This is a genomic window from Oceanimonas pelagia (assembly GCF_030849025.1).
Classification (GTDB): domain Bacteria; phylum Pseudomonadota; class Gammaproteobacteria; order Enterobacterales; family Aeromonadaceae; genus Oceanimonas; species Oceanimonas pelagia.
Genome location: NZ_CP118224.1, coordinates 1,406,151 through 1,430,301, shown reverse-complemented (window position 1 = coordinate 1,430,301; position 24,151 = coordinate 1,406,151). Strand labels below are relative to the sequence as shown.

The following is a 24,151-nucleotide window of genomic DNA, read 5'->3' as shown; positions in this document are numbered from 1 at the left end:
AACACAACCATGAAGAAACTCCTGCTGCTGGCGGTACTTGCCCTGCTGCTGCTGACGTTTTTTGCCTTCGACCTGCAGCAGTGGCTGACCCTGGACGCCCTCAAGCGTCATCAGGCCGCCATTGCCGCCTTTCACGCCGAGTCGCCCTGGCTGATGGCCGGTGGCTTTTTCCTGCTCTACGTGCTGATGGCGGCCTTGTCGCTGCCCGGAGCCGCGGTGATGACCCTCGCCGCCGGCGCCCTGTTTGGCCTGGTAGAAGGGCTGGTGCTGGTGTCGTTTGCTTCCAGCCTGGGGGCCACCCTGGCCTTTCTGGTGGCCCGCTTTCTGCTGCGGCAACAGGTGCAACGCCGTTTCGGCAACCGGCTGCGCGCGGTGAACCGGGGCATTGAACAGGACGGCGCCTTTTACCTGTTTACCCTGCGGCTGGTGCCGGTGTTTCCGTTTTTTATGATCAACCTGCTGATGGGCCTCACCCCGCTGGCCACCCGCACCTTTTACTGGGTGAGCCAGCTGGGCATGCTGCCCGGTACCCTGGTGTACGTAAACGCCGGCACGCAATTGGCCGCCATTGAGCGGCCGGGCGACATACTGTCGCCGGCCTTGCTGATGTCATTTACCCTGCTGGGGCTGTTTCCCTGGCTGGCCCGCGGGCTATTGCGGCACATTCAGCGCCGCCGGCTGTACCGGGGCTGGACGCGACCGCGCCGGTTTGATCGCAACCTGATCGTGCTCGGCGCCGGCGCCGCCGGCCTGGTAAGCGCCTATATCGCCGCCACCGTCAGGGCCAAAGTCACCCTGATTGAAGCCGGCGCCATGGGCGGCGACTGCCTCAACACCGGTTGTGTGCCCAGCAAGGCACTGATTAAAAGCGCGCGGGTGGCCCACCAGCTGCGCCACGCCGACCGCTATGGCCTGAACGCCGGCGAGCCCGAATTCAGCTTTCGGCGCGTGATGGCACGGGTGCAGAACATTATCAATCAGGTGGCTCCCCACGACAGCGTGGAGCGCTACACCAGTCTTGGCGTAGAGGTGATCAAGGGTTACGGCAGGCTGATCGATCCCTGGACGGTGGCGATCACCCAAGCGGATGGCCAGCCCCGGCGGCTGACCGGCCGCAGCATCATTATTGCCACCGGCGCCGAGCCAATTGTTCCGCCGCTGCCGGGCCTGAGCGAAGTGGCTTACCTCACCAGCGACACCCTGTGGCAGGCCATGGCAAGCCGCGACACGCCACCGGCCCGGCTGCTGGTGCTGGGCGGCGGGCCCATTGGCTGCGAGCTGGCCCAGGCCTTTGCCCGGCTGGGATCAAGGGTGACCCTGGTGCAGCGCAATGCCCGGCTGCTGCCAAAGGAAGATTCAGAGGTGAGCGACCGGGTAAAACAGGCGCTGGCCGCCGATGGCGTGCGGGTGCTCACCGGCTGCCAGGCGGAGCGCGTTGCACGAAGCACAGACGGCGTCCGGCTGCGGGCCCGCCAGGGCGATACCGACCTTGAGCTGGATGCCGACACCCTGCTGCTGGCCCTGGGCCGCCGCGCCCGGCTTGAGGGCTACGGCCTGCAGGAGCTCGGCATTGACGCCGAACGGGTGCTCGAGACCAACGACTATCTGGAAACCCTGTACCCCCATATTTACGCCGCCGGCGACGTGGCCGGCCCCTACCAGTTCACCCACACCGCCGCCCACATGGCCTGGTACGCCAGCGTCAACGCCCTGTTTGGCCAGTTCAGACGCTTTGCCGTGGATTACCGGGTGATCCCCTGGTGCACCTTTGTGGATCCGGAAGTGGCCCGGGTGGGCCTGAACGAGCAGGAGGCCGAACAACGGGGGGTGGCCCATGAAGTCACCCGCTTCGACCTGAAGGAACTCGACCGGGCCATTACCGACGGCGCCGAGCAGGGCTTTATCAAGGTGCTCACCGAGCCGGGCCGGGATCGCATTCTGGGGGTGACCATAGTGGCGGAGCACGCCGGAGAGCTGCTGGCGGAATACGTGCTCGCCATGAAGCACAACCTGGGTCTCAACAAAATACTCGGCACCATTCACGTCTATCCCACCCTGGCGGAAGCCAACAAGTATGCCGCCGGCGCATGGAAGCGCGCCCATGCTCCCGAGCGGCTGCTGGGCTGGCTGGCGCGCTACCATGAGTGGCGGCTGGGCCGCTGAGAGCAAAACGGGCCGGGGCTTTACGCCCCGGCCCGCATCATATGACCTGCCTTGCATTACGGCCGGCAATAACCGGGCCGTTTCATGCCCTCTTTTTCCAGCATGCGGCAACGGCGGTTGTCCACCCCGTCCCCCATTGACAGGGTTTTGCCGACAACGGGCGTATCGGACGCCGGCGTTACCGCCTGAGCGGGCACCACGGCCACGGAAAACAGTGCCGCCAGCGCCAGTGACATCAGGGTTTTCATGGTATGCCTCCTTTTTAAACATGGTTCGGCAACCCGACTGCACGGCGTCTGATGCCCTGCAGTGGTTAATGGTTGGTCGCCGCCACCCCGGCGGTTCTTACACTGAAATCCGCTTTCTCTGCCAAAATGTGTTCAGTTCACCAAGGAGACCGACATGAACATTCTGATGGTACTCACTTCCCACGACACCCTGGGTGACACCGGCGAGCCCACCGGCTTCTGGCTGGAAGAGCTGGCCGCGCCCTACTACCGGCTGAAGGACGCCGGCGCCCGCATTACCCTTGCCTCTCCCAAAGGTGGCCGGCCACCGCTGGATCCCAAAAGCCGGGATCCCGACATGATGACCGACGACACCCGGCGCTTTGAGGCCGACAACGAGGCCATGACCGCCCTTGAGCACACCCTGCCCCTCACTCAAGTAAACGAGCAAGAGTTTGATGCGGTGTTCTACCCCGGCGGCCACGGCCCGCTGTGGGATCTGGCGGGCAACGCCGCCTCGGTCAGCCTGATTGAGCGTATGTACAAGCATGGCAAACCGGTGGCGGCGGTCTGCCACGGTCCCGCCGTGCTGTGCCATGCCAGAACCCCAGCCGGAGAGCCGCTGGTAAAGGGCAAGCGGGTCACGGGTTTCAGCAACAGCGAAGAGGCCGCCGTCGGCCTGGCCTCGGTCGTGCCCTTTTCCATTGAAGACATGCTCACCGGCCAGGGCGGGCACTACCGCAAGGGCGCGGACTGGAGCAGCCATGTGGTAACCGACGGCCTGCTGATTACCGGGCAGAACCCGGCCTCATCCAGCGCCACCGCCGAGGCACTGCTGGCAGCCCTCAAAGGTTGACGATACAGTAGGCGCTTTGTCGTTGATTATCGCGGAGCGCCGTATCATGGGCAGTTATCTTTCTCTTACCGCCCGCCTGAGCATGTTGTTCAGCCTCACCATGCTGGCCATCTGGGGGCTGGTGAGCCTGGTGCTGATGCAGTCGCTGGAGCAGCATTTTGCCCGCCAGGATGAAGACGATCTGCAGGGCAAAATGGTGCTGGTGAAAAACCTGCTGACCGCTGGGCTGAAGGATGACGACTTCGGCTGGCCCGAGCTGGCGTCGCGGCTGCAGCATGCGCTGTCCGGCTACGGCGATCACTTTCTGCAAATTCAGGGTGCGCAGGGCGCGCTGCTGGTAGACACCCGCCTCACCCCGACCCCGCTGCCGGCCTTTGCCCGGGCCGACACGGCCCCGCTCACCGAGAGCTGGACCGTCGACGGCACGCACTATCGCAGCATCACCGAGCGGGTTGCCCTGCCGCCCTTGGCCGGCTCCCCCTCATTCGTGCGGGTGCGCGTGGTGCTGAACACCCGTTACCACCAGCATTTTATCGATGACATACACATCGCCCTGCTCTGGCTCACCGGCGGCATTGCCCTGATCTCGATATTGCTGGGCTGGTTTGCCTCCCGCGCCGGGCTCAAGCCCCTGCGCTCCCTGGCCCGCATCTCCAGCCGCATCAGCGCCAGCCAGCTGGACCACCGCCTGCCCCTGAGCGAGGCGCCGGCCGAGCTGCATGCCCCCATCCAGGCCTTTAACAACATGCTGGACCGGCTGGAAGACTCCTTTCGCCGGCTGACCGACTTTTCCGCCGACATCGCCCACGAGCTGCGCACTCCGGTGAACAGCCTGATGATGCAGACCCAGGTGGCCCTGAGCCAGCCCCGTGACGCCGCCGATTACCGCGAAGCCCTCTACGCCAACCTGAGCGCCGCCGAGCGGCTCGGCAGAATGATCAATGAAATGCTGTTTCTGGCCAAATCGGATCAGGGCCGGCTGGCCCTGCAGCGCACGCCGCTGGAGCTGGCCGATGAGCTCGACGAGCTGATTGAATTTTTTGAACCCCTGGCCAGTGAACAACAGGTACGGCTGCACCGTGAAGGACGGGGCGTCGTGCAGGGTGACCGGGCCATGCTGCAACGGGCCTTCAGCAACCTGCTGAGCAACGCCATTCGCTACACGCCGGCACAGGGTGAGGTGCGCATTAGCCTCGAGGATAACCCGCAGGAAGTCACGGTGGCCGTGGCCAACCCGGGCCCGCCCATTCCGCCGGCACAGTGGTCACGGCTGTTTGACCGGTTTTACCGGGCAGACAGCGCCCGTCAGCCCGCCACCGACGGCACCGGCCTGGGACTGGCCATCGCGCACGCCATTGTGACCGGCCACGGCGGCACCCTGTCGGTGCATTCCGACGAGCGGGAAACCTGCTTTACCGCCCGTTTCCCGCGCGCCGGCCTCAGTCTATGCCGTGACGGCGCTGCTGCTCCCGCACATAGGCAATAATGGCGCGCAGCTCGTCTCGGCTCACGCCCGCCACCGGCGGCATGTCGCCAAAGCGCCAGTGATGGGCACGCACGCCGTTGGCGGCGGCCCGGTAAAAGGCCTCATCGCCATGGTGGGACGGCTCGTAAACCTTGTGAATAAAAGGTGGCCCCTGGCGTGTGCCCCTGAGATCGGCGCCATGACAGGCCGCACAGTATTCACCGTAAGCGGCCTGACCCCGTGCCGAGAGGGCCCGGTCGTGGGGCATGTCCCCCCACATAAAACGGCCGCCCATCAGAAAATGGCCGGCGATCATGGCCAGTAATACCAGCGCCACGGCCCCGGCCAGCCAGAGCACCCAGCGGGATGAATCCGATGACTTGCTCACTTCTTTCCCCTTTTGTTCCAGAGTCTTTCGCCCGGCGTCGCCAAAGCACACAGGCCCGCCTGAAGGCGGGCCTGTTTGTGTTATTGCGCGACCTTAACTTGCCCCGTCATGCCGGCTTCCATGTGCCCCGGGATCAGGCAGGCAAAGTCCACGGTGCCGGCCTGGTCAAAATGCCACACCAGCCCCCCTTTCTGACCGGGCTTGAGGCTCAGCATATTGGGCTCGGCATGCTGCATGTGCGGCATTTCTCGCATCATCTCGGCATGCTCCTGCAGCATGGCCAGGTTGCCCAGCACCAGCTCGTGATTGAGCTTGCCGGCGTTCTTCACGAAAAAGCGCACCGTTTCCCCTGCCTTCACCTCGATGGCGGACGGGGTAAAGCGCATGTCGTCGCTCATGGTCACGGCGATGGTCCGGCTGACCTCGGCCGGCTGGCCGGGACGGCCCACGCCGCTCATGTGCTGTTGCATGGCGGCGGCATTATGGCCGTCGTGGTGGCCGCCATGCTCACCGGCGGCCAGCGCCAGGCCGGGCAACAAGGACAGCATTAAAACGGACAGTGTGGTTTTCATGAATAGTGCTCCTGATAAATAAAAAATAATGTCTGCAGCTTAAAACCAGAACCGGACCCCGGCTACCCAGCGGTTTTCCTGGGTGGCCTCGTCTTCTGCCCGCAGCTGATCGGCACGGTCCCCCAGAGCGGCCTGCCATTCCCAGCCCACATAGGGCGCAAACTGCCGAGTTATCTCATAGCGCAGCCGGGCACCGGCCACCAGCTCCGACAGCCCCCGGCCCTGACCGCGCTCGGCGTCGTTGCTGCCATAGGCGGTGAGCTCAATGGCCGGCTGCAGCACCAGCCGCTGGGTCAGCAGCAACTCGTATTCCGCCTCCAGCGCCAGCGCGGTCTGGCCGTCGTCGCCCAGGTAGGCGGTGGCGTCCAGCTCCAGCCAGTAGGGCGCCAGCCCCGACACACCGGCGGCCAGCCAGCCCTGATCCGGGCCATGCCCGGTGTCGTAACGTCCCCCCAGGTCGCTGTTCCAGAACGCGGTCAGGGCATGGCGCCACAGCAGCTCGGTGCTGGCTTCCGCCAGCCGGCCGTGCTCGATGTCGCCTTCCGCCTTGACTACCGCCCGGTCGTAATCCCGCCCGGCCCAGGCGCTCACCTCGTAGGCCAATGCCTGTTCATCGCCATTGTCAACCCGCTCCAGCCGGTCGGCCAGCACACCGTAAAACCAGTGCTCGTCGGCCAGTTTCAGCTGCCGGGGGCCGGTCAGCGCGTAGGGGCCTTGGTCCAGGGTGAAGCCACCGGAGTAAGCATGGGGATCCCGGGCGTCGGCCGGCGGCTGGCCGCCCTGCATTTGCATATCGCCATGATCCATCTGGGCCAGGGCCGGCAGCGCGGTCAGCGCCAGCGCGCCCGCCAGCTGTTTTATTGTTGCTGTGTGTTTGCTCATGACACCACCACCATGCGGAACATGCCCGCGTCCATATGGAACATCAGATGACAATGCCAGGCCCAGCGACCAAGGGCATCGGCGGTCACCAGAAAACTGATGCGCTGGGCCGGCTGCACCGGAATGGTGTGCCGGCGGCACAAAAACTCGCCGTCCGGGCTTTCCAGCTCGCTCCACATGCCGTGCAGATGCATGGGGTGAGTCATCATGGTGTCGTTGTGCAGAATAATGCGCACCCGCTCACCGTAATTCAGGTGAATGGGGGTGGAGCCGCCAAACTCGACACCGTCGAACGACCAGGTGTAGCGCTCCATGTTGCCGGTAAGGTGCAGCTCAATCTCCCGCTCGGGGGGCCGGGGATCCATGGGGCCGCCGGGGGTGCGCAGATCCGCCAGGGTAAGTACCCGCCGGCCGTTATTGCGCAGGCCCACCCCGGGGTCATCCAGGTTGGTGCGGGGCGTGTCTACCCGCATGTCCACACTGGGGCCATATTCGGTGCTGGCGTGCCGCACCTCCTTGCTGGCCGCCGCCAGTCCTCCCGTCATGGCGCCATGGCCCATGGCTGCGTGGTCCATGCCCGCCATGTTCTGCATGGCACCGTGACCCATGGCCGCGTGATCCATGCCCGCCATGTTCTGCATGGCACCGTGACCCATGGCCGAATGATCCATACCCGCCATATTGCCGTGGCCCATGGCGCCATGATCCATGCTGCCCATCATGTCCGCCATGGTCAGGGCTTGAGGTTCATCCAGCGGCGGCACCGCCGCACTCAGCCCTTCGCGGGTGGCCAGGGTGCCCCGGGCGTAACCGGTGCGGTCCATGGCCTGGGCAAACAGGGTGTAGGCCTCGGCGGTGGGCTCCACCAGAACATCGTAGGTTTCACCGGGGCCAAAGCGGAATTCATCCACCTCCACCGGCGCCACGTTGAGGCCATCGGCCTGCACCACGGTCAGCTTCAGCCCGGGAATGCGCACATCGTAAAAGGTGTTGCCGGCGCCGTTGATAAAACGCAGCCGCACCCGCTCCCCGGGCTTGAACAGCCCGGTCCAGTTGCCGGCGGGCGTGGTGCCGTTCATCAGGTAGGTCAGGGTTTCGGCAGACAGGTCCGCCAGATCGCTCGGGCTCATGCGCATCTGGTTCCACATTTGCCGCTTTTCCAGCGCCGCGCCCACACCGCCACTGACCATATCGCGGAAAAAATCCGCCACCGTGGGCTGGTTGAAGTTGTAGTAATCGCCCTGATTTTTCAGCTTGCCAAACACCCGCATGGGGTTTTCGTCGGTCCAGTCCGACAACACCACCACATGCTCCCGATCGGCCTTGATGGTGTCGGCATCGGCCGGATCCACAATCAGCGCACCGTACATGCCGGTCAGCTCCTGCATGCCCGAATGGGAGTGATACCAGTAGCTGCCGCTCTGCTCCAGGGTGTAACGGTAGGTAAAGGTTTCGCCCGGGGGAATGCCGGCAAAGCTGATGCCGGGCACGCCGTCCATTTCAAAGGGCAGAATGATGCCGTGCCAGTGAATGGAAGTGGGCTCCTTGAGCCGGTTGGTCACCCGAATGGTGACGGTATCACCCTCACGCATACGCAGGGTCGGACCCGGAATGGAGCCGTTGATGGTGGTGGCCATGCGCGCCTTGCCGGTGAAATTCACCGGGGTTTCGTCGATCACCAGATCAAACTCGGTGCCGGAGAGCGTGGGCACATGACCGGTAACGGTGCCGGGGGCCGGCTGTCTGGCCGAGGCCAGCATGGGGGCCAGCCCCAGCACCACGCCGCCCGCGGCCAGGCCCTGCACAAAGCGCCGCCGGGGCAGGTTGAGCGTGTTTTTTGGCTGTGTCATCACATTCCCTATTATTGCCAGTCGTCATCTGCACAGCATAGAAAGGCGCACCTGAAGCCAACATGACGGGAAAATGACAAAATTGTCATTCTGTGGCGACAAAAGCCGCAATCCGCCACCACGGGCTTGAGCACAGGCCGCAAAGTGCGCCATCATCGGGTTACCCTGTCCCACGGAGCTGCCCATGAAACTGCTGATCATCGAGGATGAACAAAGCACCGGCGACTATCTGCAAAAGGGCCTGCGCGAAGCCGGCCTGGTGGTGGATCTGGTGCGCAACGGCCTCGACGGCCTGCACCAGGCCAGCGCCGAGCCTTACGATCTGGTGGTGGTGGACGTGATGCTGCCGGATCTGGACGGCTGGCGCATCGTGGCGGCGCTGCGGGAGCAGGGCCGGCAGATGCCGGTGCTGTTTCTGACCGCCCGGGACAGCGTGGAAGACAGAGTGCGCGGCCTGGAGCTGGGCGCCGACGACTATCTGGTGAAGCCCTTTGCCTTTGCCGAGCTGCTGGCCCGGGTACGCAGCCTGCTGCGCCGCGGTGCGCCCCGCCAGGAGGAGCACCGGCTGCAGGTAGCCGATCTGGTGCTGGACTTGCCCCGGCGCCAGGTGTGGCGCGCCGGGAGCCCCATTCACCTCACCAACAAGGAATTCGCCCTGCTGGAGCTGCTGGTGCGCCGGCAAGGGGAAGTGCTGCCCCGCTCGCTGATTGCCTCCCTGGTGTGGGACATGAACTTCGACAGCGACACCAATGTGATCGACGTGTCCATTCGCCGGCTGCGCGGCAAGATAGACGACGGCTTTGAACCCCGGCTGATCCACACGGTGCGGGGCATGGGCTACACCCTGGATACCGACCGGTAACCCTCACGAAGCTCAAACCCGGCTCAGCTCCCCTGCCCTGTTTAACCGGTACATGGCCAGATCTTCGGCCATCAGCAGCCGGCCGCTGTAGTGCGCCCGCGCTTCCCGCTCAAGGCTGGCCACCGTCAGCCCCGCGCCCCCGTCCCGGTAACGGGGGCTGAAGTGGGTCAGTACCAGGTTGGGCACGCCGGCCCGCTCGGCAAAGGCGGCCACGGCGGCAGCACTGCTGTGTTGCGGCTCGGGGCCCACCTTTGCCGCCACTTCCTCGGTGTAGGTGGCCTCGTGCACCAGCACGTCGGCCTCGTTAACCGCCTCCTTCAGCAAGGCGGGGGTGTCGTTGTCGCCGCCGATCACCAGCTTGCGTGGTCTGGGCGGTGCCAGCTGGTAGTCGCGCCCGGCCAGCACCCGGCCATCATCAAGGCTGACCACCTCGCCCCGGTGCAGTTTTCCCCACAACGGACCGGCGGGCACGCCATCGGCTTTAAGCCGGTCGGTGTCGAGCCGCCCCGGCAGGCCGGTTTCGGTAAAGCCATAGGCAAAACACGGCAGCCGGTGCGACAAGGCGCAGGCGGTAATATCGAAGCCCTCCAACGCCAGCGAAGTACGCCCGCCGGCCAGCGTTTCCACGCTGATAAAGCGCAGCGCAAAGTTCAGCTGCAACTGGCTCATGGCCGCGGTATGTTCAATCCAGCCCTGCAAGCCTGCCGGACCGATAAGGGTGAGCGGCGCGGTGCGTCCGTTCAGCCCGGCGCTGGCCAGCAGACCGGGCAGGCCGTAGCAGTGATCGCCGTGCAGGTGGGTAATGCACACCGCCTGCAACCAGTGCAGCGACAGCGGCGCACGCAACAGCCGGTGCTGGGTGCCTTCGCCGCAGTCCACCAGCAGCCAGGACCTGGCCTTGTGCCTGCGCAGCGCCACCGCCGACAGGCTGCGGGTTTTGGTGGGCGTGCCCGACGAGGTGCCGAGAAAAAGCAGTTCCATACCTTGCCCGTGTTGATTTCACGCTGTGTGATTCACTGCATTGTACGTCGGTTTTCACCAATGAGCATGGTCCGGCGCGCCAGCTCCCGCCTCGGCCATTCGTGCCCGGACTGTGAGGCCGCGCACCGTTTTACCGCTTGGAAACGTCGGCCGGCGCACACTAAAATGCTTGCCCGAACCCGTGAGCACGCGCCGAGCCGCGTTGCGAACGATCAACAGGAAATCACAATGGCCCCAGGTACATCCTCTTCTTCTCCTGCCCCTGCGCTGCTGAATCCCGTGCTGCTCGGTGGCTGCATCATCATTCTGGTGAGCTTTTCCGTTCGGGCTTCATTTGGGCTGTTTCAGTTACCCATTGCCGAGGAATTTAACTGGCCACGGGCCGACTTCTCCTTTGCCCTCGCCCTGCAGAACCTGTTCTGGGGCATAGGCCAGCCGCTGTTCAGCGCCCTCGCCGAAAAGTACGGCGACCGCAAGGCGATTGTGGCCGGGGTGGCCTGTTACGTGGTGGGCATGGTGCTCTCCGCCCTGGCCATCACCCCCGGCCAGCATCAGCTGCTGGAAATACTGGTGGGCTTTGGCATTGCCGGCACCGGCTTTGGTGTGATCCTCGCCGTGGTGGGCCGGGCGGCCTCGGATCAGCACCGCTCCCTGGCGCTGGGCATTGTTACCGCCGCCGGCTCGGCCGGGCAGATAGTGGGACCGCCCCTGACCCAGCTGTTGCTGGATCACCTGCCCTGGCAGTCGGTGTTCGTCTGCCTGGCGGGCTTTATTCTGCTTTCGCTGCTGGCCCTGGGGCTGATGCGGGTGCCGCCGCCGGCGGCCAGGGGGGCCCAGGATGAAGACATGAGTGTGGTGCTGAAGCGGGCCCTGAAGGATCCGTCCTTTCTGTTTATTTTTATCGGCTTTTTCTCCTGCGGCTATCAGCTGGCGTTTATTACCGCCCATTTTCCGGCCTTTATCGCCGAAATGTGCAGCGCCATTGCGCCCGACAGCATCATCCAGGCCCTGGGGGTAAGTTCCACTTCCGGTCTGGGCGCCATGGCCATTGCCCTTATCGGCCTGTTCAATATCGGCGGCACCCTGCTGGCCGGCTGGCTGGGTAACCGTTATTCACGCAAGTATCTGCTGGCGGGCATTTACGCCCTGCGCACCCTGGTGTCGGCGGTGTTTATTCTCAACCCGATTACTCCGGAAAGCGTGGTGCTGTTCTCCATGGCCATGGGCGCGCTCTGGCTGGCGACCGTGCCCCTTACCTCCGGCCTGGTGGCCCAGATATACGGACTGCGCTATATGGGCACCCTGTATGGCCTGGTGTTTTTCTCCCATCAGCTGGGCGGTTTCATGGGGGTCTGGCTGGGGGGCACCCTTTATGATCTGCACTCCAATTACCTGATGGTCTGGTGGATTGGCGTGGGCTTTGGTGCCCTCTCGGCCCTGGCGCATCTGCCCATAGAGGAAAAACCCTGGGCCCAGCGGGGCACGCCGCTGGCCACGGCCTGAGCACACGGGAGCCGGCCGCACAAGGTCGGCATTAATATCCGGTCATTTCCAGGTAGCCCTGGCCCAGGGGCTTGCCGCTGGCAACGTCGGTCACATTCACCTCCCCCTCCCAGTAGGGCACCGAGGTGTTCATCCAGCGGTTGGGGTGCCGGGCGCTGACCTCCAGCTCAAGGCCTTGTGCCGGCAGCGTTAACCGCCAGTACAGCGGCAGCCGCCGGCCGGCGACCCCGGCGTTTTTCAGGGGTGTCAGGGTTAACGAATCTGCGCTCAAAGAGGTGACCTCACCCGCTGGCGAGATCCAGCTGCCGGACACATGGTCGCCGAGGTTGTCGCCCCCGCCGCGCAGGCGAAAGGCCATCAGCTTGTGGCCACTCTCAAGGTGCAGGGAAAACCAGTCCCAGCCGCTCTGACCGGGATTCAGCAACTGGCTGCTCCATTCCCGATCCAGCCAGGCCTGTCCGCTCACGGTTATCCGCTCGCCGTTCAGCCACACCTGGCCACGCACCCGGTAAAAGGGCTGGCTGTAATACATGGAGCCCTGGCCGTCGGCAGACTTTTGGCTGAAACCATTCACCCCATGGCGCACCAGAGGGCCACCGGCGTCCAGCTCCAGTTCATAGCCAAAGCTGCCCTGCCCGTCCCTGGCCTCAGCCGTCAGCCGCAGCCTGGCGAGCTCGTCTCCGGTGGTGCTCAGGCTCTCCAGTTGCCAGTTGTCGAGCCAGGCACGAAACGGCCGGAGCACCACCCCGGCCTGCTGATCGGCACCGACCCCGGCCCCCCGGGCAAAGCGTTCGGCCACCCGGTGCTGCGCTCCCCGGGACAGCGCCATGTGCGCCATCCAGATGTGATCCACCGCCCAGGGCCCCGGAGTTTCTTCCGTGGTGTTGGGCCGCTGCGCCTGACGAAACAGGGTCCACTGTACCCCCAGGGGCTCGCCCCGGCGGTCGTGCAGGTTGGCGGTGAGGTACCACCACTCAAGACGGAACCTAGGGTGTGGGCCATGATCCCCGGGAAAGGTGATCCTCATGCCGGAGTGGGCCTCGGCATACCCCTCTGCAGTGGCCCCCAGCCCGGCAAAGCCGGTGTCGCTGCGGTCCTGGTGTCTTCCTTCGCCATCGCAGGCAGCGAGCTGCGCCAGCAGGCACAGGGTGCATAATCCGCGTTGCCCCGGGCTCACGGCCCCTCCTTCACCAGCAGGGCCCGGGGCGGCGTGCGCCACAGCCGGCACAGGGGCAGGGCCGCCGCCAGCCAGGCCACCAGCACCGCCAGCACCAGGGTCAGGACCATGTCAGCAGGAAACAGGTGCAGCGGCAGCCGCCAGCCAAAGGCCGCCACATTGATGCCCCACATCAGACAGGCGGTAAGGGCCATGCCCAACGGCAACGCCAGCAACGCGGTGATCAGCGCCAGCCCGCCCAGCTGCACCAGCTGAATGCCCAGCAACCGCCGCAAGGGCACACCCAGGGCCCAGAGCGCGGCCATGTGCCGGTGCCGCGATTCGGCCTGGGCCAGCAGGGCGGCCAGCAGCGCCAGTGCTGCCACCGCCAGGGTCAGGCCATTCAACGCCCGGGTAATGGCAAAGGTGCGCTCAAAAATGGTACGCGCCCGGGCCTTGACCTCACGCTGCTCCTGCAACTGCGCCGGCGTCAGCGCAAAGCGCTCGGCCAGCCGGCGGCGCAGCAAACCGGCATCCGCACCTGGCCTCATGACGATGCCGATGGCGCCCGGCGCCACCCCGTACCACAGCCGCACCCGCGCCGTGGTCAGCACCAGCTCGCCCCTGGGGTTGCCGTAATCCGGGTAAATGCCCGCCACGGTAACGCGCTTGGTGCCGTCGGGCGTGGTGAGGCCAAGCCGATCGCCCGGGGCAATGCCCTCCCTCCGAGCCAGTTGCTCGTTGATAAAGGCGCCGCCCTGCTGAAGAGCTTGCCAGGCGGCGTTCCGCTCGCCATGCACGGCCAGCAGCGGCCAGTGCGCCATCAGCTCCATTGCCGGAGTTATGCCGGCGATATCTACGGGCAGCCCGGCACGGCGCACCCTCCCTTCGCCGGTGATGTCAAGCAAGCGGGCACTGGCACGGGCGGATATCAGCCGCGCCGCGACCTCATCGCGACCGGCCAGCCAGGCATGAATTGACTCAAAGCGGGCCGGTGGTGGCCGCAGGTAAAGATCCGCCACCAGCCGCTGCTCCAGCCAGTCGAGAAAGGTCAGGCGAAACCCGCCCACCATGCTGTTGACGCCCAGATTGGCCGACAGCGCAATCAGCAGGGCCATCATGGCCAGCGACAGCCGCGGCAGTTGCAGCTGCATGTCCGCCAGGCTCCATTGAAGGAGCGGCCGCCGCTGCACCAGCCGCAACAATAAAGACAGCAGCCCGGCCAGCAAGGGTGGCAACCCCAGTGCCGCGGCCAGCAGCAGGGCTGCCATCAGGCCAAATCCGGCGAGCAGGCCCTGTCCGGGAGCCGAGGCCAGCAACCGAATCCCGCACACCAGCGCCAGCAAGGCAGCGCCACTTCCAAGCCCGGCCTGCCAGCGCAACTGGCGCTGAAAACCGGCCCGCCAGGCCCGGGCCTGCCCCAGGCCGAGCAGTGGCAGCCGGTTGGCCTGCCACAACACGCCGCTACCGGCAATCAGCAGGCCGCACAGCGTAATGCCCATGCCACCCAGCCAGTAATGCCAGGGCAGACGCAGAGTGGCACCAACGTTGGCACCATACAGGCTTTGCAGGGTAGCGGCCACGTCGGGCAGCAGGGCACCGGCCAGCCACAAGCCGCTCACCAGCCCGGCCAGCGCCCCAAGCAACCCGAGCAGCAACAGCTCAAGGGCCAGCGCAGCAACCAGGGTGCGCCCCGGCACGCCCAGCGCCCGCAGGGTACGCAACAACCCAAGGCGTTGCTCCAGAGCCAGCCCCAGCGCCGCCTGCACGATAAACAGGCCAACGATCAGCGCCAGCAGTGCCATGGCAGTCAGGTTAAGATGAAAACTCTGCGTCAGCTCGCCGGGGCTGGCCCGGCTGTCGGCCCGCACCAGAGTGAAGCCCTCGGGAGCCGCCGCCAGCCCGTGGGTGGAGCTGATGATCAAGGTGGAGATCCCGTCGCCGGCATTCAGCAACCGGGCCGCGATGGCCATGTCCATCACCAGCACATTGGGTGGCAGCTCGGGGCTGACCACCCTGGGCGGCAGCGGCGTACCATGGGGCAGGCCGGGAGCGTGACCCAGTTGCGCTCGGGTCTCTGGCGCCAGACGCACCTGCCAGGGCGGCTGCATGAATTCACGCCACCAGCCGGGCCGCCGGCCCAGAGCATGCCCCTGAGGCAGGGTAAGCGGATCCAGACCCATCAGGGTAAGGGGCTTGCCGCTGCCGGTCACCAGTTCCCCTTCCAGCACTGGCGACACAGGCACCCCGGCCCGGCGCAGCCGCACAAAGTCACCGTGAGTCAGCGGCTGGCCGTCCTGGCGCTCCAGCCGGTCAACCCCGCCACCCAGCCAGGCTTCGGCCCGGGCGTAATTGTCCCGTGCCGAGGCATTAATGGCCTGCACCCCGCTCCACAGTGCCCCTGCCAGCCAGAGCCCCAGCAGCACCATGGCCAGTTGCCCGGGATGGCGCCGGTAGTGGGAAAGCAGGGTTGCCAGCACCACCGCCATCACAGGCTCCGTCCGGCCAGCAGCCGGCCACGATGCAGGGTTAAGCACCGATCCAGCGGCGCGGCCACTCGGGCGCTGTGGGTGACCAGCAGCAGACTGCTGCCGCTTTCGGCCACCAGCGCCAGCAGCAATGCCAGTACGGCGTCGGCGCTGGCCTCGTCCAGATTGCCGGTGGGCTCGTCGGCCAGCAACAGCGCCGGACGGACAGCCAGCGCCCGGCCAATGGCCAGCCGCTGCTGCTGGCCGCCCGACAATTGCTCGGGGTAGTGGTATTCCCGGCCGGCCAGTCCCAGCCGTTGCACCAGCCGGGCCGACCAGGCCGCATCTTCCCGCCCCGCCAGCCGGGCCTGCAGGCGCAGGTTGTCGGCCACATTGAGGCTGGGCACCAGGTGAAACTGCTGAAACACCAGCCCGAGGGTATTGCGACGCAACCGGGACCGACCCGCGTCGTTCAGTGTGCTCAGCGGCTGGGCGCCGATAACCACCTCGCCCCGGTCGGGCACATCCAGCCCCGCCGCCAGGTGCAGCAGGGTCGACTTGCCACAGCCCGACTCCCCCATCAACGCCAGGCTCTCGCCGGCGGCCAGGCGCAGGGTTACCCCCGAGAGCACCGGCAGTGCCCCCTGAGGCGTGGCGTAATGTTTGTGAACCTGACGAAACTCGAGCATGGCCATTTCCGTGTGTTTCGTAACCCGTGTGCTTCGTAACCATAGTGGCACGATTCGCCACCGCCCACCCACTGAAAGGGCGAACATGGCCGCGCTTTCGGCTACAATCCCGGTTTTTCATCATCAAGGGAAAGACAAGATGTTGGTAAAGCTGTTACGTAATGGCGTGGGTGGCCTTGTTCAGGTGGGCGACCTGCTGACCCGTCCGGCCAAAATGAAGCGCACAGCCGAAGCGCAGCAAGAAATAAATGAGGCCTGCAAGCAACTGGCGCTCTATCAGCTGCCCCGCTGCCCGTTCTGCATCAAGGTGCGCCGGACCATACACAAGCTGAACCTGCCCATTGAAAAGCGCAACGTGTACCCCGGATCGGTGCACAGAGAGGAATTGCAGGCCGGTGGCGGCCGGGTGAAATCCCCCTGCCTGCGAATTGAGGAAAACGGTGAAACTCGCTGGATGTACGAGTCGAACGACATTATCGCCTACCTGCAGCAGCGGTTTGGTGAGGCATAGCATCATTCCGTCACTCTTCGAACGACGGATGCTCCGGCACCGCAAGCCGTTGCAGCAGCCGGCGCTGCTCTTCGGCAGAGTGACCGGCAACGGCACAGATGAGCCTGGCCAGCAAATCATCGTCGCAGTAAAAATAGGCAACCGGCACCTTCAGCACCCTGGCCAGCCGCTGCATGGTGAGGTAATCAGGGGCATGTTTGCCCCTTTCGTACTGGTTCATTCTGGCGCTGGCCGTGTTTTCATCCAGACCAAGACGCAACCCCAGTTGCTTCTGGGTAAGCTGGCAGTGCAAGCGGGCTGCCTTGAGCCGCCGAGGCAAAACCGAATCCATAGTACCCTTCCGTACAGGTTAACAGCCTGACAGCAAGTGTAATAAAAACAGGTACAAACGGGGCTTATTTAAAGAAAAAACGGATATGGATTGCCGAGGCAATGACAAGGGAGAAGTGGAATACTAAGAGAAATTGGAGGTGGCGCCCGCCAGCCACATCCCGGCACTCGAAGCTCCTTGCCGTGGCTGCTCCCTTCCGGGCCTGACCAGGTAGACAAGGTTTCGATGCGGGAGGACCAACGGGGCCACCATCGAAGCGCCGCCAGTCTAGCAAAACGGGCTTTCAATGCAACCGTTTATAATCCAAGTGCGGGTTTATTGGCCGTTTTCAGGACACAATGCCGGCACTCGAAAGCCCTTGCCGTGGCAGCTTCACTTCCGGGCCTGGCATGATCCACTCAAAACGGAAAGAGCAGGGGCACCAGAGTCAGCACGCCAATGCTGTAGAGCAGGCTCACCGGCAGACCGCTTCGAATGTAATCCAGCACCCGGTAGCGACCCGGTGAATACACCATCAGGTGGGTCTGGTAGCCAAAGGGCACCATAAAGCAGGCGCTGGCACCAAAGGCCACCGCCATGATAAAGGGCATGGGATCCACACCAAACCCCTGGGCGGTAGACAAGCCAATGGGAAACGCCAGGGCGGCGGCGGCGTTGTTGGTCACGGTTTCGGTCAGTATCAGGGTGATGAGATACACTCCCACAAAGGCACCGAACACGCCGTAGCCGTTGAAAAAGCTGCGCATGGCGTCGGCTACCAGCTGGGCGCCGCCGGAACTTTCCAGCGCCTTGGCCACGGTCAACGCCGAGCCGATCACCATCATCAGCTCAAAGGGAAAGCGCCGGCGCAGCTCCGACAGAGTGAGAATACGGGTCAGCAGCAGCGCCGCCAGCAACAGCAGCAGGCCATTCAGCAGCGGCACCAGCCCCAGCGCCGCCAGACCGATCACCAGGCCAAAACCGCTGAAGGCGATCAGGCTCTGACGGGCGCTGAGCCTGGGCCGTTGCAGGCTGTTGCTGAGCAGGTGAAAGTTGCGATCCAGGTTGCGGTGCTGCTTGAAGTCGGGCCCCACCGCCAGCAGCAGGCTGTCGCCTACCCTGAGCGGAATCTTGCCCAGGGTGCCATAAAGCCGGCGCCCTCCCCGGCGAATGCCCACCACGCCGGCATTGAACATGGTGCGAAAGTCCACTTCCTGCAGGGTGCGGTTGGCCAGCTCCGACTCGTTGGAAATCACCACTTCCACCAGATTGGACGCCAGCAGCCGGTCTACCCCGTTGCCGAACAGCTGCAGACCGGCAAACTGCTGCAGTGCCTGCACCTTTTCCACCTCGCCGGTAAACACCAGCACGTCGTCGGCCTCCAGCACTTCGTCGGGGGAAACCGGGCTGATCAGCCGGTCGTTACGGGCAATTTCCAGCAAAAACAGGCCGTTGAGCCGACGCAGGCCATTGTCTTCAATGCTGTGCCCTATCAGCGGCGAGCCGGCTTCCAGCCGCGCTTCCAGAAAATAGGGCTGGGTGCCTTCTTCGCCCTGCATCTGGTGCGAGGGCAAAAAGCGCCGGCTGAACAGCAGGCCCAGCAGGCACAGCAGCGCCACCGGCAGACCCACCAGGGTGAACTGGAACATGCCCAGTGCCGGCAGCCCGGCGTTGACCACGAAGGAGTTCACCACCAGGTTGGTGGAGGTGCCCACCAGGGTAGTGATGCCGCCGAGAATGGAAGCGAACGACAGCGGAATAAGCAACCGCGAGGCAGGAATATGGCGCTGGCGGGAGATCACCCCCAGCAGCGAGCCCACCACGGCGGTGTTGTTGAGAAAGGCGGAAAGCCCGGCGGTCAGTCCCATCAGCCGCAGGCTGGCGCGCCATTCCTGCCCTCTCAGCAGGGTATCGGACAGCCGCTCCAGCAAGGGCGAGCGCTCCAGCGCCAGCGACACCAGCATCAGCACCAGCAGGGTGATCAGTGCCGGGTTGGAAAAACTCGACAGCATGGCCTGCTCGTCCACCACCCCGAGGATCACATAGCCTGCCGCCCAGCTGCTGAACAACACCGCCGGTGACAGCCGGCCATGAATAAGCAACGCCAGCAAGGCGCCAATCGATGCTAATACCAAATATGCTGACATATATAACCACTCGCTCTTTAGCAGGGCTATCATTGTACGCATATATCAAATAAACTTGATATACAGAATATCTATAACATTTTGTTATTAGCATAATCCAAAGGCGAGAACAGTATCACTATGAATCTGACGCACCTGCAACGGCTGGAAGCCGAAAGTATCCACATCATGCGGGAAGTGGTGGCCGAGGCCGACAACCCCGTCATGCTCTACTCCATCGGCAAGGACAGCGCCGTGATGCTGCACCTGGCCATGAAGGCATTCTACCCCTCGGTGCCGCCCTTTCCGCTGCTGCACGTGGACACCCGCTGGAAGTTCCGCGAAATGTACGAGTTCCGCGATCGCATGGCCAAGGAGCTGGGCATGGAGCTGCTGGTGCACATCAACCCGGAAGCCATCGAGAAGGACATCAACCCCTTCACTCACGGCTCCGCCATTCATACCGACATCACCAAGACCGAAGGGCTCAAGCAGGCACTGGACAAGTACGGTTTCGACGCCGCCTTTGGGGGCGCCCGCCGCGATGAGGAAAAGTCCCGGGCCAAGGAGCGCATTTTCTCCTTCCGTACCGCCCAGCACCGCTGGGATCCGAAAAACCAGCGCCCCGAGCTGTGGAAGCAGTACAACACCCGCAAGCACAAGGGCGAGTCCATTCGCGTGTTCCCGCTGTCCAACTGGACCGAGCTCGATATCTGGCAGTACATTCACCTGGAGAATATTCCCATCGTGCCGCTGTATTACGCCGCCCAGCGTCCGGTGGTGGAGCGCGACGGCACCCTGATCATGGTGGACGACGAGCGCATGCCGCTGAAAGAGGGCGAAGTGCCGATGATGAAGAGCGTGCGTTTCCGTACCCTCGGCTGCTACCCGCTCACCGGCGCGGTGGAGTCCGAGGCCGACACCCTGCCCGCCATTATTCAGGAAATGCTGCTGACCAAGACCTCGGAGCGCCAGGGCCGCATGATCGACCACGACTCCGCTGCATCCATGGAAAAGAAAAAACAAGAGGGTTACTTCTGATGGCGCACCAATCCGATCTGATCGCTTCCGATATCGAGCAATACCTGCAACAGCACGAGCACAAGAGCCTGCTGCGCTTTATCACCTGCGGCAGCGTGGACGATGGCAAGAGTACCCTGATCGGGCGCTTGTTGTTCGAGTCCAAGATGCTGTTTGAAGATCAGCTCGCCGCCATGGAGGCCGACTCGAAAAAGTACGGCACTCAGGGTGAGGACATCGACTTTGCGCTGCTGGTGGACGGCCTGGCCGCCGAGCGCGAGCAGGGCATTACCATCGACGTGGCCTACCGCTTCTTCTCCACCGACAAGCGCAAGTTCATTGTGGCCGACACTCCCGGACACGAGCAGTACACCCGCAACATGGTGACCGGCGCCTCCACCGCCGACGCCGCCATTCTGATGGTGGATGCGCGCAAGGGCATTCTCACCCAGACCCGCCGCCACAGCTACCTGATGTCGCTGCTGGGCATTCGCCAGGTGGTGGTGGCCATCAACAAGATGGATCTGGTGAACTACTCGGAAGACACCTTCCGCAAGATTAAGGAAGACTACGCGCAATTTGCCGAGCAGCTCAACCTCGACAACATCACCTATATTCCCATGTCGGCGTTCAAGGGCGACAACATCGTTGAGCCCAGCGCCAACATGCCCTGGTATCACGGCACCACCCTGATGGGCTACCTGGAAACCGTGGAAGTGGACGACACCCGCATGCAGCGCGCGCCCTTCCGCCTGCCGGTGCAGTGGGTCAACCGCCCCAACCTGGACTTCCGCGGCTTTGCCGGCACCATCGCCAGCGGCGTGGTCAAACCCGGCGATCGCATTCGCGTGCTGCCGTCGGGCAAGGAAAGCACCGTCGACCGCATTGTGGTGCACGGCGGCGATCTGCCCGAAGCGGTAGCCGGTCAGTCGGTGACCCTGACCCTGAAAGATGAAATCGACATCTCCCGGGGGGATGTGATCTCCACCGCCGAGGCGCCGGTGGAAACCGCCGATCAGTTCGAGTCCACTCTGGTGTGGATGCACGAAGATCCACTGCTGCCGGGCCGCCCCTACCTGCTGAAGATCGGCACCAAGACGGTGACCGCCTCGGTGACCGACATCAAGTATCAGGTGAACGTCAACACCCTGGAGCACGTGGCCGCCAAGAAGCTGGATCTGAACGGCATTGCGGTGTGTAACCTCAGCCTGGACCGGGCCATTGCCTTTGACGACTACCAGAGCAACAAGGACACCGGCGGCTTTATTCTGATCGACCGGCTGTCCAACAACACCGTGGCCGCCGGCATGCTGCACTTCTCCCTGCGCCGCAGCCAGAACATTCACATGCAGCACGTGGACGTGAACAAGGAAGCGCGGGCGCTCTCCAAGGGCCAGAAACCGGCGGTGCTGTGGTTTACCGGCCTGTCCGGTGCCGGCAAGTCGACCATCGCCAACCTGGTGGAGAAAAAGCTGCACGCGCAGGGCAACCACACCTACCTGCTGGACGGTGACAACGTGCGCCACGGCCTGAACAAGGATCTGGGCTTTACCGACGCCGACCGGGTGGAGAACATTCGCCGGGTGGCGGAAGTGTCGAAGCTGATGGTGGATGCGGGCCTGATCGTGCTCACCGCCTTTATCTCGCCGTTCCGCGCCGAGCGCCGCCTGGCCCGGGAGCTGCTGGAAGACGGTGAATTCATCGAAGTGCACGTGGACACCCCGCTCAACGTGGCGGAAGAGCGCGACGTGAAGGGGCTGTACAAGAAGGCCCGCCGCGGTGAGCTGAAGAACTTCACCGGCATCGACTCCGCCTACGAGCAGCCGGAGAACCCGGAAATCCGCCTCGACACCACCCGGCTGAGTGCCGACGAAGCGGCCGATGCGGTGATCGAACTGCTGAAGGAGAAAGGCATTATCGGCAATGGTGACTGGTCCATCTGACCCCTACCCTGCTGCTAAATGCAAAAGGCCGCCCCTCATGGGTCGGCCTTTTTATTTACTTGAAACCGTCACTCCCGCGGGGCGACGTTATTTCACGAAGCCTGCCACTCAGGCGCCGGCTTCCGCCCGGGCCAGCAGCTGATTCCAGTAGTTGAGCACCAGTTTCTGATCATCGTCGTTGAGCTCGCCGCTCAGAATGGCCTGGTTCAGGCTGGTCTTGACCCGCGCCTTGACGTCGCGCACATGGTTGCGGCCGGCAATTTCGCTCTGGGCCACCGCCAGGGTGATGTGCCCGCGCAGGTAGCCACCGGCAAACAGCTGATCCGGCGTGGCTTCAGCCACCTTACTGTCGATGTCATTCAGCAGCCGCTGTTCAAATTCAAAAATGTTCATTCATTTGCCTCGTATTCCGGGTTTGCCACCCGTACCAGCACTTCATCATGGTAGCCAGTGATCACCCGCATCAGGCCGCCGAGTTCGCGGTCCAGGTCGGGATCATTGGTGTCGACTCGCAGCGGGCGCCCGTTCAGAGAGCTGAGCTTGGACTTGGTCGCCAGCAGCCAGATATTGTCGCGCCCCACGGCGCGTATCACCGCCGGGCTGAGCTGCTGATTGCCGCGGCCAAACACATGGCCCTGGCCCCCGATCAGGGTGATCACCAGCTTGCAGTTTCTGTCCCTGATGTGTTCATACAGGCCCTGAGCATCCAGATCCGAGGCAATTAGTTGTTTTTGATAAACCAGATCCACGCCCAGCAGGGTGTTTTCAAGGCCCAGCCGCTCCATCACCGCCGCCACCGTGCTGCCCGAGCCCATGATAAAGTAGCAGTCGTCTTCCGCCTCCATGCGCTCGATCACCTCGTCGGCGATGTCGGTGAGCACCAGCTCTTCCGACTCTCTGCCGGCCACCTTCACCGCCTGCACATAGCTGAGTTCGCCGGGAATAAGCATTTCGCCGTAGCGCCGGGCACGCACCCGGCCCTGGCGAAAGGCATCTTCGTCGATGTCCATCACGTCCGCTTCCACCAGGCTCACCGGCTCGCCACGCACCAGTTTGGCCAGCAGCCGGCCGGTGCCGGCGGGAGTGACGCCATAGACGCCGGAATGAATTTTCACCCCGGCGGGAATGCCCAGCACGCACAGGCTTTCCGGCGCCACCGCGCAGATGTCCCGGGCGGTGCCATCACCGCCGGCAAACAGCAGCAGATCAATGCCCTGCGCCACCAGGCTGGCCACGGCGGCCTGAGTATCGGCGGCGGTGGTAGGCTCGGCCGGCTGGTGGCACACCTCAAACGGCAGTGCCAGCTCCCGGCACAGATGCTCACCCATGTTGCCGGCCACGGTATAGAGGCAAAACCGGTCTTTCAGTTCACTCAGCTCGGCCAGGGCCAGACCGCTGCGCTGCTGGGCCCGGGGCTCGGCGCCCCGGGCCAGGGCCTCGGCGGCCATGCCATCACTGCCCTTGAGCGCCACGCTGCCCCCAAGACCAGCCAGAGGGTTGATAATCAGTCCGATCCTGAACATGAGTGCTCCTTAAACAAAGTCGGCGGCGGTTAAAGGTGAGCGCCGGTAGTGCCGTTGCAGCACCGCCATCAGCCGCTGGGCCCGGGGCGGAAAACCGGTTTCGAGATAACGCAGGGCCTGCTCGCGCACGCGGGCACGAAAAGCGTGCCGGTCCGGCTCCACCGTGCCTTCCAGGTTGTCGCAGCTCACGTTAAAGGGAAAGCCACAGCTTGCCGACAGTGCCCACTCAATGGCCTGAGGCTTGACCTCCACCGCCTCAAAGGCCGCCTGGGCCGCGGCGTCGCGACCGTCGGGATGATACCAGTAGCCATAATCCACCTGCTGGCGACGGGCCTCACCTGCCAGCAGCCAGTGGGCAATTTCATGCAGGGCGCTGGCAAAAAAGCCGTGGGCAAACACAATGCGATGATGGTCCACCTCGCCATCGGCCGGCAGGTAGATGGGCTCGTCGTCCCCCAATTCCAGGCGGGTATTGTGAGTGTCAAAAAAGGTGTGATCGAACAGGGAGATCAGCTCCCGGTAGCAAAACGACATAAACAGATATAAAAACGGCCCTTCACAGGGCCGCTATTCTACCCGCTGGTTGCGGGCATACAAGTGAATGCCATCAGCTACCGCTCAAAATGAGCGCTGGCACCAGTACCGCCGGGTTTACG

General features: G+C 64.0%; 22 protein-coding genes and 1 other RNA gene. 8 read left to right on the top strand and 15 right to left on the bottom strand.

Annotated features, from left to right (window positions below):
- Positions 1-9: 9 nt before the first annotated feature.
- The gene (locus PU634_RS06775) at positions 10-2,163 is read left to right on the top strand and encodes a dihydrolipoyl dehydrogenase family protein (RefSeq protein ID WP_306763299.1); all 2,154 of its coding nucleotides are present in this window, start codon (positions 10-12) and stop codon (positions 2,161-2,163) included.
- A gap of 56 nt (positions 2,164-2,219) precedes the next feature.
- Here PU634_RS06775 and PU634_RS06770 read toward each other — a convergent pair whose 3' ends face one another.
- On the bottom strand, positions 2,220-2,411 hold the full coding sequence (locus PU634_RS06770; RefSeq protein ID WP_306763298.1) for a hypothetical protein: 192 nt from the start codon (positions 2,409-2,411) through the stop codon (positions 2,220-2,222).
- 154 nt (positions 2,412-2,565) lie between these two features.
- Here PU634_RS06770 and PU634_RS06765 point away from each other — a divergent pair, with 154 nt between their 5' ends.
- Positions 2,566-3,246, top strand: coding sequence for a type 1 glutamine amidotransferase domain-containing protein (locus PU634_RS06765; protein ID WP_306763297.1), 681 nt, complete (start codon positions 2,566-2,568; stop codon positions 3,244-3,246).
- 46 nt (positions 3,247-3,292) lie between these two features.
- Complete coding sequence (locus tag PU634_RS06760; protein ID WP_306763296.1) at positions 3,293-4,732, top strand: heavy metal sensor histidine kinase; 1,440 nt, start codon at positions 3,293-3,295, stop codon at positions 4,730-4,732.
- Here PU634_RS06760 and PU634_RS06755 read toward each other — a convergent pair.
- From PU634_RS06755 to PU634_RS06740, 4 genes are all read right to left on the bottom strand, one after another.
- Positions 4,686-5,099 (bottom strand): c-type cytochrome, encoded by a 414-nt coding sequence (locus PU634_RS06755; RefSeq protein ID WP_306763295.1) that lies wholly within the window; start codon positions 5,097-5,099, stop codon positions 4,686-4,688. The two genes, PU634_RS06760 and PU634_RS06755, sit on opposite strands and share 47 nt — an antisense overlap.
- An 80-nt stretch (positions 5,100-5,179) precedes the next feature.
- Positions 5,180-5,671: a cupredoxin domain-containing protein gene (locus tag PU634_RS06750; protein WP_306763294.1), complete on the bottom strand. Its 492-nt coding sequence runs from the start codon at positions 5,669-5,671 to the stop codon at positions 5,180-5,182.
- 39 nt (positions 5,672-5,710) lie between these two features.
- Positions 5,711-6,553, bottom strand: a complete 843-nt coding sequence (locus PU634_RS06745; RefSeq protein WP_306763293.1) for a copper resistance protein B — start codon at positions 6,551-6,553, stop codon at positions 5,711-5,713.
- Entirely contained in the window at positions 6,550-8,403 is a 1,854-nt protein-coding gene (locus tag PU634_RS06740; RefSeq protein ID WP_306763292.1) for a copper resistance system multicopper oxidase, read from the bottom strand. The genes PU634_RS06745 and PU634_RS06740 overlap by 4 nt, the downstream gene beginning before the upstream one ends.
- 184 nt (positions 8,404-8,587) lie before the next feature.
- Between PU634_RS06740 and PU634_RS06735 the strand changes: the two genes are divergently transcribed.
- Positions 8,588-9,265, top strand: a complete 678-nt coding sequence (locus PU634_RS06735) for a heavy metal response regulator transcription factor (protein WP_306763291.1) — start codon at positions 8,588-8,590, stop codon at positions 9,263-9,265.
- Between the two features lie 12 nt (positions 9,266-9,277).
- Here PU634_RS06735 and PU634_RS06730 read toward each other — a convergent pair whose 3' ends face one another.
- Positions 9,278-10,246: a ribonuclease Z gene (locus PU634_RS06730; RefSeq protein ID WP_306763290.1), complete on the bottom strand. Its 969-nt coding sequence runs from the start codon at positions 10,244-10,246 to the stop codon at positions 9,278-9,280.
- A 228-nt stretch (positions 10,247-10,474) separates the two neighbouring features.
- Here PU634_RS06730 and PU634_RS06725 point away from each other — a divergent pair, with 228 nt between their 5' ends.
- Positions 10,475-11,749 (top strand): MFS transporter, encoded by a 1,275-nt coding sequence (locus PU634_RS06725; RefSeq protein WP_306763289.1) that lies wholly within the window; start codon positions 10,475-10,477, stop codon positions 11,747-11,749.
- A gap of 31 nt (positions 11,750-11,780) precedes the next feature.
- On the opposite strand, the gene PU634_RS06720 is transcribed toward PU634_RS06725, so the two are convergent.
- Genes PU634_RS06720 through PU634_RS06710 form a run of 3 tightly spaced genes read right to left on the bottom strand, consistent with a single transcriptional unit; the run spans position 11,781 to position 16,062 of the window.
- Entirely contained in the window at positions 11,781-12,926 is a 1,146-nt protein-coding gene (locus PU634_RS06720) for a lipocalin-like domain-containing protein (protein WP_306763288.1), read from the bottom strand.
- On the bottom strand, positions 12,923-15,394 hold the full coding sequence (locus PU634_RS06715) for an ABC transporter permease (RefSeq protein WP_306763287.1): 2,472 nt from the start codon (positions 15,392-15,394) through the stop codon (positions 12,923-12,925). Before PU634_RS06715 ends, PU634_RS06720 begins: the two co-directional genes overlap by 4 nt.
- Positions 15,394-16,062, bottom strand: a complete 669-nt coding sequence (locus tag PU634_RS06710; RefSeq protein WP_306763286.1) for an ABC transporter ATP-binding protein — start codon at positions 16,060-16,062, stop codon at positions 15,394-15,396. Before PU634_RS06710 ends, PU634_RS06715 begins: the two co-directional genes overlap by 1 nt.
- A 139-nt stretch (positions 16,063-16,201) precedes the next feature.
- On the opposite strand from PU634_RS06710, the gene PU634_RS06705 reads away from it, so the two are divergent.
- A complete protein-coding gene (locus tag PU634_RS06705; RefSeq protein WP_306763285.1) occupies positions 16,202-16,573 on the top strand; it encodes a glutathione S-transferase N-terminal domain-containing protein in 372 nt (123 codons plus the stop codon).
- Positions 16,574-16,583: 10 nt separating this feature from the next.
- Here the strand turns inward: PU634_RS06705 and PU634_RS06700 are convergent, their stop codons facing one another.
- The 3 genes from PU634_RS06700 to PU634_RS06690 form a co-directional block, all read right to left on the bottom strand.
- On the bottom strand, positions 16,584-16,904 hold the full coding sequence (locus tag PU634_RS06700) for a helix-turn-helix transcriptional regulator (protein WP_306763284.1): 321 nt from the start codon (positions 16,902-16,904) through the stop codon (positions 16,584-16,586).
- A gap of 144 nt (positions 16,905-17,048) precedes the next feature.
- An RNA gene (gene ffs / locus PU634_RS06695) (signal recognition particle sRNA small type) lies at positions 17,049-17,146 on the bottom strand.
- 156 nt (positions 17,147-17,302) lie between these two features.
- Entirely contained in the window at positions 17,303-19,030 is a 1,728-nt protein-coding gene (locus PU634_RS06690; protein ID WP_306763283.1) for an SLC13 family permease, read from the bottom strand.
- Positions 19,031-19,150: 120 nt separating this feature from the next.
- On the opposite strand from PU634_RS06690, the gene cysD reads away from it, so the two are divergent.
- A complete protein-coding gene (cysD, locus tag PU634_RS06685) occupies positions 19,151-20,050 on the top strand; it encodes a sulfate adenylyltransferase subunit CysD (protein WP_306763282.1) in 900 nt (299 codons plus the stop codon).
- Positions 20,050-21,972 carry a sulfate adenylyltransferase subunit CysN gene (cysN, locus tag PU634_RS06680; protein ID WP_306763281.1) on the top strand — a complete coding sequence of 641 codons (1,923 nt, stop codon included), beginning with the start codon at positions 20,050-20,052 and terminating at the stop codon, positions 21,970-21,972. Before cysD ends, cysN begins: the two co-directional genes overlap by 1 nt.
- A gap of 108 nt (positions 21,973-22,080) precedes the next feature.
- Here cysN and PU634_RS06675 read toward each other — a convergent pair whose 3' ends face one another.
- The 3 genes from PU634_RS06675 to PU634_RS06665 are packed head-to-tail and all read right to left on the bottom strand — an operon-like array spanning position 22,081 to position 24,029.
- Positions 22,081-22,365 (bottom strand): YfcL family protein, encoded by a 285-nt coding sequence (locus PU634_RS06675; RefSeq protein WP_306763280.1) that lies wholly within the window; start codon positions 22,363-22,365, stop codon positions 22,081-22,083.
- Positions 22,362-23,495: an ATP-NAD kinase family protein gene (locus tag PU634_RS06670; protein WP_306763279.1), complete on the bottom strand. Its 1,134-nt coding sequence runs from the start codon at positions 23,493-23,495 to the stop codon at positions 22,362-22,364. Before PU634_RS06670 ends, PU634_RS06675 begins: the two co-directional genes overlap by 4 nt.
- A 9-nt stretch (positions 23,496-23,504) precedes the next feature.
- Complete coding sequence (locus tag PU634_RS06665; protein WP_306763278.1) at positions 23,505-24,029, bottom strand: elongation factor P hydroxylase; 525 nt, start codon at positions 24,027-24,029, stop codon at positions 23,505-23,507.
- Between the last annotated feature and the right edge of the window lie 122 nt (positions 24,030-24,151).

Bases quoted from the DNA above. Each gene is read 5' to 3' on its own strand.
- PU634_RS06715 (WP_306763287.1), bottom strand. From the start codon at position 15,394: ATGGCGGTGGTGCTGGCAACCCTGCTTTCCCACTACCGGCGCCATCCC.
- PU634_RS06700 (WP_306763284.1), bottom strand. From the start codon at position 16,904: ATGGATTCGGTTTTGCCTCGGCGGCTCAAGGCAGCCCGCTTGCACTGC.
- PU634_RS06735 (WP_306763291.1), top strand. From the start codon at position 8,588: ATGAAACTGCTGATCATCGAGGATGAACAAAGCACCGGCGACTATCTG.
- PU634_RS06730 (WP_306763290.1), bottom strand. From the start codon at position 10,246: ATGGAACTGCTTTTTCTCGGCACCTCGTCGGGCACGCCCACCAAAACC.
- PU634_RS06775 (WP_306763299.1), top strand. From the start codon at position 10: ATGAAGAAACTCCTGCTGCTGGCGGTACTTGCCCTGCTGCTGCTGACG.
- PU634_RS06760 (WP_306763296.1), top strand. From the start codon at position 3,293: ATGGGCAGTTATCTTTCTCTTACCGCCCGCCTGAGCATGTTGTTCAGC.
- PU634_RS06725 (WP_306763289.1), top strand. From the start codon at position 10,475: ATGGCCCCAGGTACATCCTCTTCTTCTCCTGCCCCTGCGCTGCTGAAT.
- PU634_RS06765 (WP_306763297.1), top strand. From the start codon at position 2,566: ATGAACATTCTGATGGTACTCACTTCCCACGACACCCTGGGTGACACC.
- PU634_RS06705 (WP_306763285.1), top strand. From the start codon at position 16,202: ATGTTGGTAAAGCTGTTACGTAATGGCGTGGGTGGCCTTGTTCAGGTG.
- cysD (WP_306763282.1), top strand. From the start codon at position 19,151: ATGAATCTGACGCACCTGCAACGGCTGGAAGCCGAAAGTATCCACATC.
- PU634_RS06675 (WP_306763280.1), bottom strand. From the start codon at position 22,365: ATGAACATTTTTGAATTTGAACAGCGGCTGCTGAATGACATCGACAGT.
- PU634_RS06740 (WP_306763292.1), bottom strand. From the start codon at position 8,403: ATGACACAGCCAAAAAACACGCTCAACCTGCCCCGGCGGCGCTTTGTG.
- PU634_RS06710 (WP_306763286.1), bottom strand. From the start codon at position 16,062: ATGCTCGAGTTTCGTCAGGTTCACAAACATTACGCCACGCCTCAGGGG.
- PU634_RS06670 (WP_306763279.1), bottom strand. From the start codon at position 23,495: ATGTTCAGGATCGGACTGATTATCAACCCTCTGGCTGGTCTTGGGGGC.
- PU634_RS06750 (WP_306763294.1), bottom strand. From the start codon at position 5,671: ATGAAAACCACACTGTCCGTTTTAATGCTGTCCTTGTTGCCCGGCCTG.
- PU634_RS06770 (WP_306763298.1), bottom strand. From the start codon at position 2,411: ATGAAAACCCTGATGTCACTGGCGCTGGCGGCACTGTTTTCCGTGGCC.
- PU634_RS06690 (WP_306763283.1), bottom strand. From the start codon at position 19,030: ATGTCAGCATATTTGGTATTAGCATCGATTGGCGCCTTGCTGGCGTTG.
- PU634_RS06745 (WP_306763293.1), bottom strand. From the start codon at position 6,553: ATGAGCAAACACACAGCAACAATAAAACAGCTGGCGGGCGCGCTGGCG.
- cysN (WP_306763281.1), top strand. From the start codon at position 20,050: ATGGCGCACCAATCCGATCTGATCGCTTCCGATATCGAGCAATACCTG.
- PU634_RS06665 (WP_306763278.1), bottom strand. From the start codon at position 24,029: ATGTCGTTTTGCTACCGGGAGCTGATCTCCCTGTTCGATCACACCTTT.